Genomic DNA, 16461 nt, shown 5'->3' with positions numbered 1-16461 from the left:
AAGTCGGTATTGACTGAAGAAGATAGTCAACAAATATCAAGTAGAATATCTGCTATGGTTGAAGATGTTGAAAGGCACACCTTTTTAAATCAGTCAAAAAATAAGTTAGATTTAGATAGTTATTTAAATAATAGAGGGAGAAGCAATGCTGCGGATTCTATGAGGAGAGATGTATGTAGTGAACTCAATGCAAGTGGGAGAAGAAATATTGTTCTAAGCGGAAACGATGTATGTGCAATTACTTCAGGTCATGAAACACTTGATATTGAAAACTTCCCTATTCAAGAAGTAGTGATTAATGATGATGCTAATGGAAAGAAAAGTTTAAGAAGTACATTAGACCTACATCAGTTGGTGCAGCAGATAAATAGGGATTTGAGTATAAAACCGATACCAACAGTTATTAAAGGCAAAAGTGATTTATTAATTAAGTTATCTATATCAGCCACCGACTTGCGGCAAGATGTAATAACAGTTAGGCTGAAAGATGCACTTATAAATAAGTGGTATAAAAAATTACAAATTATTTTTGATAATGCCCCTGTGGAAATAGATGATGGTTTAGGTTTAAAGTCTTCGTTCTTTATTTCTGATGAGAAAATTATTGTAGTAACACCTCAAGACGTGGAAGAAAAGAATAAACTAATCATATCTAAAAAAGCAGGGCAGTATGCCTATCTTCATGATAAATATGATTTGATAGTTACCAATGCCTTTAATGCTGATATAGAAGCAAGTGAGTTGTGTATTATACATTTTAAAGATTTCTATAAAGAACCTAAAATGGAAACATTATCTATAAAATTTGCTGACAAAGAAATATTATTAAGTAACGAAATAGATAAAATACGTAATTCAGATAGTATTGATAAATTAAATAATGTGAGTTCTATTGTTAATTCACAAGGGAGTTTTATACATTCAGAGGTTCCAAACAGTGGAGACATAAATGCTCAAGGTAAACTTGACAGAACACTGTTGCATCTTGCTTCCGAGGCTGGTGAATTTGATAAGGTTAAACTTCTTCTTGATAGAGGAGCTAATATTGAAGTTCAAGATAAATTTGGGTACACACCAATATTTCTTGCTACTCAATCAGGTAAATGGAGCATAGTAAGACTCTTACTTGATAAAGGTGCTAATATTGATGCTCAAGATAAGGAAGGTCAAACACTTTTACACTTTGCTGCGTCAGGGAATAATTTAGATATGGTTCAATTTCTTCTTAATAGAGGTGCTAATATTGAAGTTCAAGACAAGTTTGCTTGGACACCAATACTTTCTGCTGCTCAGTCAGGTAAATGGGACGTAATAAAACTTCTTATTGGTAATGGTGCTAAATTTAATAATGAAATAACGATTCAAGGAACACCTTTACATTTTGCTGTACAAGAGGGTAATTTGGATATGGTCAGATTTCTTCTTGATGAAGGTGCTGACATTGAATCTCAAGACAAAGATAATAAAAAGCCTTTGCATCTTGCAGTTGAAGCAGGTAGGTTAAATGTAGTCAAACTCCTTCTTGATAGAGGTGCTAGTGTCAACATTACGGACATGAATAGCCAAACGCCTTTAGGTTTAGCTACTAAAGGAAATATGATAGAAATTTTGAAGAAGGCGGAGTTGGATCAAGGGTTATTAATTAATGCAAGGGATGGTAATCTTGATAAAGTAGTAGAATATTTTATCGGGAAGAGAGTCAGCTTAAAGGTTAAAGACAGAGATGGTAAAACACCTTTAGATTTGGCTAAGCAGAAGGGTCACACAGATATAGCAAAAGTGATAAAGCAGATGCAGTTAGAGTTGGATAAAAAACTGTTATCTGCAGTAAAAATGGTGATCTTAATAAAGTTGAGGATTTTATTAGCCAAGGTACTAGCTTAGAGGTGAAAGATAGCAATGGTAACACTCTTTTACATTATGCTTCTCAGAATGATCATTTGGAAGCAGTAAAATATCTTATCAAAAAGGGAGCTAGCTTAAAAGCTAAAAATAAATATGGTAAAACACCTTTAGATTTGGCTCTTCAAAAGAATTATATAAGTATAATAGAATTTTTGAAAAAAACACAATTAGATTTAGATGAAGAATTGTTAGCTACAGTAAAAGGTGACGATCTTAATAGAGTCAAAGCTCTTGTTAGCCAAGGTGCTAGTTTAGAGGCGAAAGATAACAGTAATAATACTCCTTTACATAATGCTTGTAATAATGGTCATGTAAAAGTAGTAGAATATCTTATCCAAGAGGGAGCTAGCTTAAAGGCTAAAAACAAAGATGGTGAAGCACCTTTACACGTAGCTGTCCAACATGATGGCACACTTGAAGTAATTGAGTTTATTTTGAGCAGAGATCTTAGTGGTATTAATGATATAACTAATAACGGTAAAACGCCTTTACATTTAGCTATACGAGAAGATAAGCCAAATACGGTTCAATTCCTTCTCAGAAAAGGTGCAAGTATTGCAGTTAAAGATAAAAATGGTAAAACATCTCTAGATCTGGCCAAACAAGAAGATTACACAAATATAGTAGAAATGATAGAAAAAGTACAATCAGATTTAGATGAAGAATTGTTGACCGCAGTACAAGATGGTAATCTCAATGAAGCTAAAGGTCTTGTTAGTCGGAATGCTAATGCTAATGTTAATACTAGAGATAAGTACAGTTGGACACCACTACATTGGGCTGCGTATAAAGGTCATTTAGAAGTTGCAGAGTTTTTAGTAAAGAAAGGTGCTGATGTTAATGCTGCAAGTGAAAATCTTTATGGCAGCAGACCTATACATATTGCTATTGAGAACAATAATAAAAATATTATAGAGTTTCTTCTCAGCAAAGAAGTAGGTGTTAATGATACTGACAAGCAAGGTTATACGCCACTGCACTATGCAGCATGGAGAGGCCGCTTAGAGGTTGCAAGGTTCTTGATAGAAAAAGGATCTGATATCAATGCTGCAGACACTTCTACTGCTGGTAAAAAGCCTACACATGTTGCTGCTGAAAATAATAGTGAAAGTGTTATAGAGTTTCTTCTTGAAAAGGGAGTGAGCGTTGATGAGGCTGATAAAAATGGTTGGACACCACTACACTATGCTGCTAGGTTCGGCCAACCAGAGGTTGCAAAATTTCTGATAGAAAAAGGAGCTGATATCAATGCTAAAGATAAGAATGGTGGAACACCGTCAAATATCGCGATCGATCAAAAATATGACGATGTTGTAGAGTATTTACAACAAACACAATTAGGTTTAGATAAACAATTGTTGGCTGCAGTACAAGGTGGAGATTTTAGGAAAGTTAAAGATCTTGTTAATCAGGGTGCTAATGTTAATGCTAAAGGTGAGGATGGTGAAACACCTTTGCATTTTGCCGTTCAGGAAGGCAATCTGGATATGGTTCAATTTTTCCTTGATAAAGGTGCTGATATTGAAGTTAAAGACAGATATGAATGGACACCTTTACACTTTGCTGCTTCCAGTGACAAATTTGATGTAGTTAAGTTTCTATTTGATAAGAACGCTAATATTAAAGCTAGAGATATATACGGCAATATGCCTCTACATGTAGCTGCTCGGTATAGTAATAAGTTTGAAATAGTTGAATTTCTTTTAGATAAGGATGCTAATGACATTAATGACGTAACTAATGATTGCTCGACGCCTTTGCATGCAGCTGTGCAAGGAAACAAGTTAAGTATAGTCGAGCTCCTTCTTGATAGAGGCGCTAGCATCAGAATTAAAGACAAATATAATAGAACACCTTTAAACTTAGCTGCTAAAAAAGGTTACGTAAATATAGTACAAGTAATAGAACGAATGCAATTAAATTTAGATGAAGAATTGTTGGCTGCTGCAGAAAGTGGTGATCTCAATAAAATCAAAAGTTTTATCACTCAAGGTGCCAATTTAGATGCTAAAGATAGTAACGGTAGTACTCCTTTACATTATGCTTCCTGGAATGGTAATTTGAGCGTTGTAAAACATCTTGTGGAAAAAGGAGCTAATTTAAAAATTAAAAATCTTGATAATAGAACTCCTCTGTATGATGCTTCTTTAAATGGTCATTTAGATATAGTAAGGTATCTTGTTGAAAAAGGTGTTGATGTTAATGTTGCTGATGAAGAAAATAGGACACCACTTCATTGTGCTGTATCGGAAGGTCATTTAGGTATAGTCAAGTATCTTATAAACAATGGGGCTAATTTTAATGCTAAAAACAGTGATGGTAAAGTACCGTTAGACATTGCTAAAGTTAGTGAAGGAAGAGGAAAATCCGCACAACGCAAATGCCGTTATCATCATGGGGGTCACGATTGTTATCATGGTCACTTATCAAGTAATCAACCTGAGATAGCAGCAAGTAGTAGTACAAGACCATCTTTATGGATAAATGGTTTATTTGATTGGGTAAAGAGCTCAATAGGTGGATTGTTAAGTTCTAAACCTGTAGGAACATCAAATACTATAAATTCAATCTCACAAGCTGATGCGCAAATAGATGTAAATGGTACAATAATGTTACTTGATTTATTGATCAGAAAAGTTACGGGTCAAAAGTATATTTCTACAGAAGATCAGTCTATATCTCCACCAGAAGCACAGGGCTATGCATTAAATATTACGGAGGAATTTAAGAAAGTAGTAGAGCAAGCTGGATTAAAAAGTGGTGTATCAATGCATCGATTAAATATTGATTATATGGGAATGCAGAAAGAGATTACTAGAAAAGTTATGAGTGGTAAATTTAATGAAATTTCAGGGATTTTAAAATCTTATGTAGAGAAAGCGTGTCCTAGTGAAGAAGCTGGTAAATTAAGTCCGAAGAAATTTGACAAGTTTATAGCTCAATTTAATAAGGGTCTGCTAAATCAACCAATAGAGCAGATATTACACAACGGAGATGATAGATTAGAAGTTGATGGTGGAAAGCAAATGAGTTTAGAGCCTCAAAGTTATTTAAGTAATGCTTCTATTCAAAGCCATTCGAAGGACAAAGTATCAACTTGTCTTTCTGATGTAGGAGTAACCAAGCTTGGAAATACTTTGAGTAAGTAGATGAGAATATGGAAGATATGATACGTCAAATAGTGAAAAGATTATAATAGAATTTAAAGTAAGGGTAGCCAAAATAATTAGGGATACCAGACCAAGTTTGATGGTTCTAATACTAAAATGGGTGAAGTAGACATTAAATGCTAAGTGGTTAATGTACTTTCCATATTAAACTTACAGCACGTAGCTTTGATATAGAAGTTTGGGTAACGTTATGATAGTAATTTATATAATTCTATGTGCAATCTTTATAGCCATTTTAGACAGTTCACTAGATTCTTAATTACGGGATATATCTAACTTAGGAAAGGTTTTCATAAATGTTAAAGTGAATAAGTAAATATTATGTTTTTTCTTTGAGTTGTAAAATTTCAGAATGAGAGAGACCAGTAATTTGAGCTATAACATCTATAGAAACACCGGCCTTGAGTGAGTTTCTTGCAACTTCAATTTTACCTTCAATTTTACCTTTTTCATGGCCGATTTGGATGCCTTCTAGTCTACCTTTTTGAGTAGCATCATCGAGTTTTTGAGCAAGGACAGCCTGTTCGTCACGAATGCGCTTGATCTCTTGTTTATAGGCAATAAATTCTTTTTCTGACCAGTTGAACCTATTTAGTTCTTCATATGCTCTTTTAATTATTAGATCACTTCCTATTATTCTCTCTAGCTCTTCTTCACTAGTTTCATCTGCATATCTAAAAAAGTAGGCCCACTTTTCAACTATACTTGAAAAAAGAACATCAACAATGCTTTGTTTTTTAGAAGCAATATCAGGGTCTTGAATAGTACCTAAGAACTCTATATCCTGTATTGTACTTTTGCCAGTGGAGCCAAGAATATCATTAAGAAAGTGAATAAGGATATCTTTATTTTTTTCAGTGCCAAAGATGCGCTTGAACGATATATCATTTTTTGGATCGAGAAACTTCGAAAGAGCCATGAGAGAGTAAGGTAAAAAGCATTAATAATTATACACAATTCTGAAGAAATATTCAACTAAAATTAAACTACAGGAGAGCTTGCCATAAAATTTTGGCCTGGGTTTTTTACAATTATTTCTGTTTTGAAATTAGTGAAGATGCCTAATAGAGATTGATTTTTATTAACATTAAAGCTATATCTTCATCAGACTGAGAATTGAAAATATGGCAATAATTCTTTTAGACACAAAAACTATAAATCGTATAGCAGCGGGAGAGGTAATAGAGAGGCCAGCAAGTGTAGTAAAGGAATTAGTAGAAAATGCAATAGATGCTGGAAGTGCAGAAATAGAGATCAAAATAGAAAGTGGTGGGCGTAACTTTATCACTGTGACAGATAATGGAAATGGAATAGAAAAGGAAGATTTGGAACTTGCGTTTATGCGCCACGCTACTTCAAAATTAAGCGATAGTGAGTTAATAGAGATCAAGCACCTTGGGTTTAGAGGAGAAGCTTTACCTTCAATTGCAGCAGTAAGTAGAATGAAATTATCATCTAAGGCAAGTGGAGCAAAGGAAGCATGGTCTATAAGATATGAGGGAGGAGAAAAAATAAGAGAGATTACCCCTTGTTCTTTGTTGCAAGGTACATATATTGAAATTCGTGACTTATTTTTTGCCACACCAAATAGATTAAAATTTCTAAAAACCGAGAGGGCAGAAACACAAAGCATTGTTGACATTGTAAATAACTTAGCGATGATTAACTATAGTATTGGGTTTACTCTCACTTCCGGTAATAAAAAGCTCTTAAAATATGTTAAGCAAACTTCATTATTTAACAGATTATGTGAAACAGAAGAAGAATTTCAGAGCAATTCGCTGGAAGTTAAAGAGGAAGAAGACGGCATCAAACTTACGGGACACATCTGTAAACCAACTATCAATCGAGGCAATTCAACTCAGATCTATACGTTTGTTAATAGAAGGCCAATAAAAGACAATCTACTTGTTGGTGCAATTCGATACGCATATCATGATTTGATTCCAAGCGACAGATATCCTTTTGCGGTGCTGCACTTAGAAATACCATACGATCAAGTAGATGTAAATGTGCATCCAAATAAATCAGAAGTAAGATTTCAGAATAAGAGGCTAATATATGAAATAGTGAGAAGAGGGCTGATTAAGACATTATCAAAGAGAATAGGTAGTCCTGCAGCAAACGATGTTGGCGGATTAGGAATGACAGAAAAAATTGTGAGAAGAGCAGCTTTTGATGCTAGAGAAGGAAGCAATGAATTAATTAATAATATAAAGAACAGAAAAGAGAAAAGTAGAAAAGAGTTCTACGAAAGGAGACCAAGTTCTGTAGAGAATCGACTAATAAAAGAGTTTGCTGCACCGAATAAAGGTTTGTCAGAAGGGTCAGGATTGCTTGAAATGCAGAAACTTGCATCACAAAAGGAAACAATAGCCAAGGAAGAAAAACAAGTTAATTTAATAGAGAGCTACCCTCTAGGGTTTGTACGCTGTCAGGTCTACAACACTTATATAATTGCTGAAGGTCTAGACAAACTAGTTGTAGTCGATCAACATGCGGCCCATGAGAGGTTAGTGTATGAGTGCTTAAAACAAAAATCAAACATAAAAAGGCAAGAACTGCTTTTTCCTGAAATAGTTGAAATTAAAAATCAAGCAGGAATGGAGATGGTTGAAATTTATAAAGATAAGCTTTATGAAATGGGTTTTGAGATTGAGATCAAAGCAGAGAACAAAGTTATAGTGAAAGGGTTTCCAGCAATTTTGGGAGCAATAGATGTAAAAGAGATGCTGATAAATATAGTTGATAGATTAACAGAAATAGAAGATACGCTGCCTATAGAAGATAAAGTGAACAAAATATTGGCCACAATCGCGTGTTACGGATCAATTAGAGCAGGAAGAAAAATGAACTTTGAAGAGATGAATGAGTTGCTAAGGCAAATGGAAGAAACACCAAATTCTGGGCAGTGTAACCATGGCAGACCAACGTATATAGAAATGAAACGAAGTGATATTGAAAAATTATTTGAGAGGAGGTAAAAGAGCTCGAAATTTAACGTCAACATTTAGTGGAAATTTCATATTAACCTGTGTAATGTTTATTTTTGTGAAAAAGAGTGACCACTAATCACGATTCCTTAGACTATCAAGTAGGACAAAAAGTAAAATATTGGAGGTTGAAGCGAGGTTACACTCAGGAGGCTTTAGCTGAAAAAATTGGTACAACACGTCAGATAGTATCACAATATGAAAAAGGCACCCGTAGAATTTCGATTGAGAAACTATATGCCATAGTGGAAGCATTATCAGTAAGTATTAAAGATCTCATCCCAATACCAAAAGACTACCTTGCAAATGAAGGAGAAGAGATATCAAATCTGATGAAAGAATATAAAACAATTAACGATCAAGAGTTACGTAAAGTATTTTATTTATTAACCAAATCTACCCAACTTAGTGAAAAAAATAGTAGAAAAGCAGAAAGAATAGAAATAGCAAAAAATTTAACTAAAGCAGGAATTTCTGTTGATGTTATCTCAAAAATAGTCGGATTATCTGTTGATGAATATACCAAGAAAAAAAGCGGTTTTTCATTCTATAAAATAGGAGCAAAAATAAAGGAATGGAGGCTGAAACGTAAATATACTCAGGAAGATTTAGCAAAGAAAATTGGTGTAACACGTCACAAAATAAGCAAATACGAACAAGGAAAAACTACTATTCCACTTTATACATTATACGATATAGCAGAAGCATTATCGATTAGTATTATAGATCTATTACCTGAATTAACAGAAGACGACAAAGTAGAAAATGAGCTACCTAGTATAATTGAAGAATACAAGAAAATTGAGAGTCAGGAATTACGCCATGCGTTAATCAAATCGTTGTCTAAGGGCATACGAATTTATGAGAAAAAAATTAGAAAAGCAGAGAGGATAAAAGTCGCCAAGGATCTAGTAAAAGAAGGAATTTCAATCGATACTATTTTACAAACAATAGGTGTCTCTTTTGGTGAAATTCAATGAGCTGGAATTATTAATATTTTCTACCTTTACATAAAAAAATAAATAAAAAAATCTGAAAAATTGACTTGACTTCGCCCGGAAACCACGGTTTTATGCCAACGCTACTAAAAAAACAGTAGTAAATAATTAAAAATAAACAGTATTTAAAAAGAGGTAATTTTTATGAATAATAATAAAAAAAGTAAAGATAGTCGTAGACAAGAAATAGAGTTCAGAGCACTAGAAAGCGAAGGACAAGCACTACTTGATCGTGAAATAGTGGAAACATTTCTGAGTAAAGTGCATGACAATGAAGAAGCCCGCATTATTGCTAAAAGACTAATAGATAATTTTGGAATGAGAGGAATTTTAGGTCAGGAAATAGATGACTTAAGAATTGCAGAGGGAGTAAATGATTCCACAGTAGCAATAATTTTATGTCTGAGAGAGGCTTCAAAAAGAGCATCAAAAGAAGAATTAAAAAAAGGACCTGTGATGGATAACCTGGAAACCATTGTAAAATATTTAATAGTGAGTATTGGCTATTCAGATAAGGAAAAGGTAAAAATATTATATTTAGATCACAAGGGCTGTTTAAAAAGGGAAGAAGTGTTTACTGGTACAGTAGATCAGGCACCAGTGTATATAAAGAAAATAGCAAAAAAAGCATTACTACAAGATGCAACATCAATAATAATGGCACATAACCATACAGAAGGAAGTGCAGAACCATCTGACAAAGATAAAGCAGCAACTAAAGGCTTAGCTTCAGCATGTAGTACTGTAGACATTAGATTATTTGATCACATTATTATTGCGGGAGAACACTACTACAGTTTTAGGGAAAAAGGACTGTTATAGTTGAAAGAGAGAAGAATGTTTCTTATCTAACTGGAGAAGCTCTAAATTTCTCTCTTGAACAAAATGGTTGCAACAATGCTCACTTATGTTTATAATGAGCATAATAGTGTACACTTAAGTTAATAATAAAGCAACAAATGGTATCGTATACTTAGATGATACTTTAATATTGGAGGTTAGTATGGTCAAAATAAAAAGCTTAAAAGGCTTGAATAAAAAGCAACGGGATAAGTTACATAAAGATATATTAGCTGCTATGGAAAATAGCACTAATGTATACCAACCAATTGCTATAAACAAGGTTAATGAGGTTAAAAGACCTATGCCTTTTCCTAGTGGAGATAGCTTCGAAAACCAAATCAACTTGGGAAAAGGCATTGATCGTATTTATGGCACAAAACCTACGAAAAATCAAGAAGATTATCCGGAGGGTTTAAAAGCGTTACTTAGTAAGGTGGCAGAAGGAAAAATCAATAAGATTTATATTCATGCACTTGATCGTTTGTCACGTGATGGTAGAGATCAAAGAGATGTAATAGATGAATGTAAAAGAGCACAAGTAGAAATAATCTCTTTAGATTGTAAGATTGATAATACTCCATCATCCAATTTGCTAGTGGATGTAAAAGGAGCGGTAGCAAGGCATGAACTTAGACTAATCTTGGAGAGAAGTATGAGGGGAAAACTTCATGCTGCAAGAGAAGGTCGTATAAGTGTAATAGGTAGTGCGCCTTTTGGCTATGATCGTGTTAGGCATGTAGACAGAGAAAAAATAAAATTTGAAATAAATGAAGAGGAAGCAAAAATAGTGCGAGACCTGTTTAAGTGGGTAGGTGAAGAAAGAATAAGTATAAAAGAGGCTGTAAGAAGACTGAAAGAAAGGTGTATCCCTTCCCCGAGAGGTAAGAGAGTGTGGAATGTATGTACAATTCATAGAATATTGAGGAATCAATCATACAAAGAAGAAGCAGCATATGGTAAGACAAAAGTAGGTCCACTAAGAAAAGCAGTGAGAGCAAGGTGGAGAGTGCGCAAAAAAAAATATTCTGTGTATAAGAACAAAGAAGAAGATTGGATAAAAATAAGAGTACCAAGGATAGTTGAAGACGAATTATTTAATATAGTACAAAAACAACTTGATGAAAATAGAGAGAGAGCAAGAGTACGACAAAGTGGAAAAAAGCATCTATTACAAGGACTAATAGCATGTGGGTATTGCAAATATAATTATTATATAGCAAGAAATGCTATAGGAAGCAGATACTATCGTTGTAGTGGCATAGATGCAAATCGTTTTGGTGGGACGAGGGTATGTAACAGTAAATCAATCAGAGCAGAGATACTAGAAATAATTGTATGGGACGAAATAAAAAAGACACTAAAGGGTCCAGATGCAATTGCAAGGGAGTATAAACATAGGCTTTTAGAACATAAAAATGGACAACCAAATGATGAGCTTGAAAAAGAAAGAGGCAAATTAGAACAAGGTATTAAAAGACTAGCTTATGTTTATGCTCGAGGACACATAAGCCAGGAGGAATATGACCAAGAAGTTGAGGGAATGGAGAAGAGGCTAAAAGTAATTAGAGAGCAGCAGGAAAAAATGGTCGATGAAAAGGAGCTGCAGAGGAAATTAGATTTTACCATAGGTAGTATAGAAGGCTTTGTCTCTGGGATTAGATCAGAACTTGATCAAGCAGATTGGGAGATTAAACTTGATATAATTATAAAATTAGTTAGATACATTAAAATTGACCAAGATGATATGCATCTAGTGTTTCGATTTCAAGAACTCGCTATGGAAATGCAAAGAGAAAATGTTCAACATCATATCGGGATTCCTTGTCATTTTAACCTGCACAGATTGGGAAGTTAAACAAATAGCTTCAGTACTATGATAAGGGTAAGGGCGGAGGTTGTCAAGTAGTTTTTTATGCCGGAACTCTTGAACAAGTTTTTGTTCCTCCTGAGTAAATTAATGCTATTCTTTTATTACTGGTCTGAAGTTTTTTTATGTTCATACACTTGCGCGTTCACAGTGTTTATTCACTGCTTGAGAGTTCGGTTAAAATTGAGGAGCTGATAGGCCTTTGTTTACAGAATAAAATGCCGGCAGTTGCAATTACTGATTCAGGTAACCTGTTTGGTTCGCTCGAATTCGCAGAATATGCAGCAAGTAGAGGAATACAACTAATAGTAGGATGTAATATTGTAGTTCGCTACTCAGAACAAAATTTACCCATATTGCTACTTGCAAAAAATGAGCAAGGATACGCTAATTTGGTCACTTTGGTAAGTGAGTCCTTTAGAAAGCGCGAAAATAGCAACGATATTCCTTACGTTGATTTTGATGAGCTACTTAGTTTTAATACAGGGTTAATTGCTTTAACCGGTGGATATGATGGCATATTGGCTCAACTGCTATTTAGGCAAGATAAAGAAACAGTTGAAAAACTGCTTTCAGCATTCAATGGTCATTTATACGTTGAATTGCAGCGTCATGGGCTGAGTAAAGAGCTGGAACTTGAAGAAGTCTTTATAGACTTTGCTTACCAGCATGATATACCGCTGGTTGCAACGAATGATGTATTTTTTCCCAACAGGTCTGACTACGAGGCTTATGATATATTAACGTGTATATCAGAAGGAAGTTATGCTCTCGAGAATAACAGGAAAAAGCTAACCACTGAGCATTATTTCAAATCTGTGGCGGAAATGGAGGAGCTATTTAGCGATATTCCCGAAGCGATTCATAATACCTCAGTAGTAGCCAGACGGTGCTCTTATATGCCAAGAAGTAGGCAGCCTATTTTGCCTAAATTTCCTTGTCGAGAGAATAAAACTGAGAATGAAGAACTGAAGGAACAGGCAATTGCGGGGTTGAAGCTGCGTATTGCAAAATCCTCTTCTGTCACCAGAACACCCTCCACTGTCATCCCAGTACTTGATACTGGGATCCAGAGAGATTCCAGCGTCACGCGCTGGAATGACACCAAACCAGATGATGACACACAACATGATATCGATATCAAGCAATACTACGACCGGTTAGATTATGAACTGAGTGTAATAACTTCAATGAACTACGCTGGCTACTTTTTGATAGTTTCTGATTTCATTCGTTGGAGCAAAGCAAATGGCATTCCGGTTGGTCCAGGAAGAGGTTCAGGTGCTGGATCAATTGTTGCCTGGGCTCTGCAGATTACAGACCTCGATCCAATAAAATTTGGTCTGATCTTTGAGAGATTTTTGAACCCTGATCGTATATCAATGCCTGACTTTGACATCGATTTCTGCCAAGAAAAAAGGGATTTAGTTATTGATTATGTTCAAAAAAAGTACGGTTATGTCGCTCAAATAATCACCTTTGGAAAATTACAGGCAAGAGCCGTGCTACGCGACGTTGGAAGGGTATTGCAGATGCCTTATGCTCAGGTGGATAAAATATCTAAGATGGTTCCGTTTAACCCGGTAAACCCTGTAACTCTATCACAAGCGATAGAGTTTGATCAAGATCTGCAGAAAGAACGAGATAGTGATGAGGTAATTGCAAAACTCCTTGATATCTCTCTTAAGCTTGAAGGAATATATCGTCACGTTTCAACTCATGCGGCTGGAATTGTGATATGCGATCAAAAGTTAGAAAATTTTGTTCCTATTTATTACGATCCAAATTCGGCTCTGCCAATTACTCAATACAGCATGAAATATGTGGAGAAAGCTGGACTAATAAAGTTTGATTTTCTCGGACTTGGTACACTGACGCTGATAGATCATGTATGTCGTTTAATTAATCGTGATGAGAAAAAAATTGATATTTCTTCAGTTCCTTTGAATGATCAGAGAACCTATGAAATGCTCTCAAAAGGTGATTCAATTGGAGTATTCCAGCTTGAAAGTTCAGGCATGAGAGAGGCTTTAATCAAGTTAAAACCAGACTGTATTGAAGATATTATCGCTTTGATTTCCCTTTACCGCCCAGGACCAATGGATAATATTCCAACTTATATTGCAAGAAAACACGGGCTTGAAAAACCGGATTATATTCATCCGTTGCTTGAAGGAGTATTAAAAGAGACATTTGGAGTAATAATCTACCAAGAACAAGTGATGGAAATAGCACGTATTCTCTCTGGATATAGCTTAGCTGAAGCAGATCTACTAAGGCGTGCTATGGGTAAGAAAATCAAAGAAGAGATGGACAAACAACGTGAACTTTTTATCCAAGGAGCAACAAAAAATGGTGTTGACTATGATCGGGCAAGTTATATTTTTGACCTTGTTGCGAAGTTTGCCGGTTATGGATTTAATAAATCTCATGCGGCCGCATATGCGGTGATATCTTACCAAACAGCTTATCTTAAGGCTAACTATCCGTTAGAATTTTTTACGGCCTTAATGAATCTAAATATTGATGATAGAGATAAGCTAAATTTATTTTATCATGCTGCAAAGCTCTGTGGAGTCGTTGTCCTTCCGCCTGATATAAGCAAGTCTCAAGCTGAATTTTCGATAGAGGGTGAACACATACGCTACGGCATTGCTGCTTTGCGTAATGTTGGCTTCTCGATAGCAGAAGAAATAGTAAACGCACGTTCTAGTGCTTGTAAGGATATATGGGAATTCATTCAAAATTCAGGACATATAATAAATAAAAGAGCGCTAGAAAGCCTGATTAAATCTGGAGCGTTTGACAGTGTACATCAAAACAGAAAGCAGCTATATGAGTCAGTAGATACATTGATTTACTTTGCAAATAAAAACAGGCAAGATAAGGAATCGAATCAAGCTGTTTTGTTTGGCAATCTTGATGTTCTCAAGCCGAAACTTGAGGATGTAGAAGACTTCAATGAAGAAGAAAAATTAGAACATGAGTTATTTTCGCTGGGATTTTACTTAACTAATCACCCACTTGAAAAATTTAGAACCCTTTTGAAAAAACTAAATATCGGATTTATCGGAGAGAGTAGAACAGCAAAAACTGCTGGTGTAATATTAAATGTGCGTATGAGAACCTCAGAGCGTGGAAGATTTGTCATACTCACACTTTCTGATCCACATAATGTTTCTGAAATAGCGTTTTACAATAATGAAATAATAGAAGAGAAGAGGAATTTATTTTTACCCGGAACATTTGTTATCATTGACCTTGAGACTTCAGAGAATACGACAAGATTAGCGGGAAAGGATATATCTGAATTTACGGAAAGGATCACTTCTGTAATGAAGAGGTTAGTGTTAACTGGGTGTGCAAATTCACAAACAGTTGCTAAGGAATTAAGTTCGGTACTGAAAGATGGAGGCAGAACCAAAATCATGCTGGAACTTCTGCTTGAAAAGCATAAAGTGAGTATTTTGTTACCAGGTGCATATTCAATTACCCCTCAAGCTGTTTGTGAGATATCCAATTTAAGCTGGATTAAAGGCATAGAAATTGATACAAATAGCTTGCTTATATAAAAAAGCTTTATATAATGAAATATTTAATCGATATTAAAGGAAAGTATAGTGAATCTTTATGAATTTACTTTTATAGCACAACAGGGCTTATTACAGCAAGAAGTAGAAGAAATGGTCCAAGAGCTAGGTGTTTTATTGAAGAACATTAAAGCAGATGTTATGCTTCAGCAAATCAAGGGCATTCTCAAAGAAGGAAATAGCAAGCTTGCAAAACAGGAGTCAGAGGTACGTGCTAAAAACATACAAGAAAGTTTAGTTGATTATTCTAATTTTTTGGAAGATTTTGCAAAAATTTTATGGGTTGAGTTGGAAGAAGGTTTTTCAAATTTGAAAGAAGTAGAATCAAAAATTGATAAGGAATTGAAGGGTAGTCTAAAAGGTTTAGGAATAACACAAGATTTTATAAAACTTCCGGAGAGTAACAAGCAAGTTGCTAAGGGTGTATTTATTCGCAACACAGTAAATACTTTAAAGGAAAATATTTCAGAGCATCTAATGAAAATTTTTCAGGATGTTTTAAAAGATTATGAGGGTGCGGGTCTAAACCGGTTGAGTAAAGCATTAGAAGTGCTTTTAGGAAATATCGAGGCTTCAGGGTTGATAAAGTATGAATATTGGGGTCTGTTAGATTTCGCATATCCAATAAACAAGATGAAAAGTGGTCATTATTGTATGATGTGCATAAGTTCTACTTCAAATATTATGGATGAATTTGTGCGTAGAATAAAACTTAATGAGAATGTTATTCGCCACTTATCTGTACAGGTTGATAAATTTTTTGAGGGTAAATCTCATATGATGAATAAACAAGTTGAGGAGCAAAGCGCATAATGACAAGAAGAAGAAGTAATTTTAATGATTCTTATGTATCTGTAAATAATAGGACTGGGTTTAGGCGTTCTAAAGCTTGTCCTCTTGCTGCATCTGAAGACGAGGATATAGATTATAAAAATATAGACTTGTTATCTAAGTTTACCTCTGACTACGGTAGAATATTACCCAGAAGGTTAACAAGTGTGTGTGCAAGAAGGCAAAGGAAATTACGCTTGGCAATTATAAGAGCACGTTTTTTAGCCCTTGTTCCTTATTGTACTAAAAAAGTTTAGGTGATTT

General features: G+C 34.7%; 10 protein-coding genes. 9 read left to right on the top strand and 1 reads right to left on the bottom strand.

Annotated features, from left to right (window positions below):
• Positions 1-54: 54 nt before the first annotated feature.
• Both HF196_RS06100 and HF196_RS04475 read left to right on the top strand, forming a co-directional pair.
• Positions 55-1884: an ankyrin repeat domain-containing protein gene (locus HF196_RS06100; RefSeq protein ID WP_369799950.1), complete on the top strand. Its 1830-nt coding sequence runs from the start codon at positions 55-57 to the stop codon at positions 1882-1884.
• Positions 1821-5054 carry an ankyrin repeat domain-containing protein gene (locus HF196_RS04475; RefSeq protein ID WP_369799949.1) on the top strand — a complete coding sequence of 1078 codons (3234 nt, stop codon included), beginning with the start codon at positions 1821-1823 and terminating at the stop codon, positions 5052-5054. The genes HF196_RS06100 and HF196_RS04475 overlap by 64 nt, the downstream gene beginning before the upstream one ends.
• A 340-nt stretch (positions 5055-5394) precedes the next feature.
• Here the strand turns inward: HF196_RS04475 and HF196_RS04470 are convergent, their stop codons facing one another.
• Positions 5395-5994, bottom strand: coding sequence for an Rpn family recombination-promoting nuclease/putative transposase (locus tag HF196_RS04470; RefSeq protein ID WP_168455998.1), 600 nt, complete (start codon positions 5992-5994; stop codon positions 5395-5397).
• A gap of 205 nt (positions 5995-6199) precedes the next feature.
• On the opposite strand from HF196_RS04470, the gene mutL reads away from it, so the two are divergent.
• The 7 genes from mutL (at position 6200) to rpsR (ending at position 16454) form a co-directional block, all read left to right on the top strand.
• Complete coding sequence (gene mutL, locus HF196_RS04465; RefSeq protein ID WP_168455997.1) at positions 6200-8059, top strand: DNA mismatch repair endonuclease MutL; 1860 nt, start codon at positions 6200-6202, stop codon at positions 8057-8059.
• A 77-nt stretch (positions 8060-8136) separates the two neighbouring features.
• Positions 8137-9048 (top strand): WO male-killing family protein Wmk, encoded by a 912-nt coding sequence (gene wmk / locus HF196_RS04460; protein WP_168455996.1) that lies wholly within the window; start codon positions 8137-8139, stop codon positions 9046-9048.
• A 162-nt stretch (positions 9049-9210) separates the two neighbouring features.
• The gene (locus HF196_RS04455; RefSeq protein WP_168455995.1) at positions 9211-9888 is read left to right on the top strand and encodes a JAB domain-containing protein; all 678 of its coding nucleotides are present in this window, start codon (positions 9211-9213) and stop codon (positions 9886-9888) included.
• A 181-nt stretch (positions 9889-10069) separates the two neighbouring features.
• Positions 10070-11764, top strand: a complete 1695-nt coding sequence (locus tag HF196_RS04450; protein ID WP_168455994.1) for a recombinase family protein — start codon at positions 10070-10072, stop codon at positions 11762-11764.
• A gap of 137 nt (positions 11765-11901) precedes the next feature.
• Entirely contained in the window at positions 11902-15348 is a 3447-nt protein-coding gene (gene dnaE / locus HF196_RS04445) for a DNA polymerase III subunit alpha (protein WP_168455993.1), read from the top strand.
• Between the two features lie 495 nt (positions 15349-15843).
• Positions 15844-16179, top strand: a complete 336-nt coding sequence (rpsF, locus tag HF196_RS05915) for a 30S ribosomal protein S6 (protein ID WP_246198628.1) — start codon at positions 15844-15846, stop codon at positions 16177-16179.
• Positions 16179-16454 carry a 30S ribosomal protein S18 gene (gene rpsR / locus HF196_RS04435; protein ID WP_168455991.1) on the top strand — a complete coding sequence of 92 codons (276 nt, stop codon included), beginning with the start codon at positions 16179-16181 and terminating at the stop codon, positions 16452-16454. Before rpsF ends, rpsR begins: the two co-directional genes overlap by 1 nt.
• Positions 16455-16461: the final 7 nt, after the last annotated feature.

The organism is Wolbachia endosymbiont of Ctenocephalides felis wCfeJ (assembly GCF_012277315.1).
Taxonomy (GTDB): domain Bacteria; phylum Pseudomonadota; class Alphaproteobacteria; order Rickettsiales; family Anaplasmataceae; genus Wolbachia.
The sequence above is the reverse complement of the archived record's forward strand: the minus strand, read 5'-3'. Positions and strand labels throughout refer to the sequence as shown.

What these genes read in the sequence shown, in the direction of transcription:
- HF196_RS04470 (WP_168455998.1), bottom strand. Translation starts at nt 5,994, where the DNA reads ATGGCTCTTTCGAAGTTTCTCGATCCAAAAAATGATATATCGTTCAAG.
- rpsR (WP_168455991.1), top strand. Translation starts at nt 16,179, where the DNA reads ATGACAAGAAGAAGAAGTAATTTTAATGATTCTTATGTATCTGTAAAT.
- HF196_RS04450 (WP_168455994.1), top strand. Translation starts at nt 10,070, where the DNA reads ATGGTCAAAATAAAAAGCTTAAAAGGCTTGAATAAAAAGCAACGGGAT.
- rpsF (WP_246198628.1), top strand. Translation starts at nt 15,844, where the DNA reads ATGAAAATTTTTCAGGATGTTTTAAAAGATTATGAGGGTGCGGGTCTA.
- dnaE (WP_168455993.1), top strand. Translation starts at nt 11,902, where the DNA reads ATGTTCATACACTTGCGCGTTCACAGTGTTTATTCACTGCTTGAGAGT.
- mutL (WP_168455997.1), top strand. Translation starts at nt 6,200, where the DNA reads ATGGCAATAATTCTTTTAGACACAAAAACTATAAATCGTATAGCAGCG.
- HF196_RS06100 (WP_369799950.1), top strand. Translation starts at nt 55, where the DNA reads ATGGTTGAAGATGTTGAAAGGCACACCTTTTTAAATCAGTCAAAAAAT.
- HF196_RS04455 (WP_168455995.1), top strand. Translation starts at nt 9,211, where the DNA reads ATGAATAATAATAAAAAAAGTAAAGATAGTCGTAGACAAGAAATAGAG.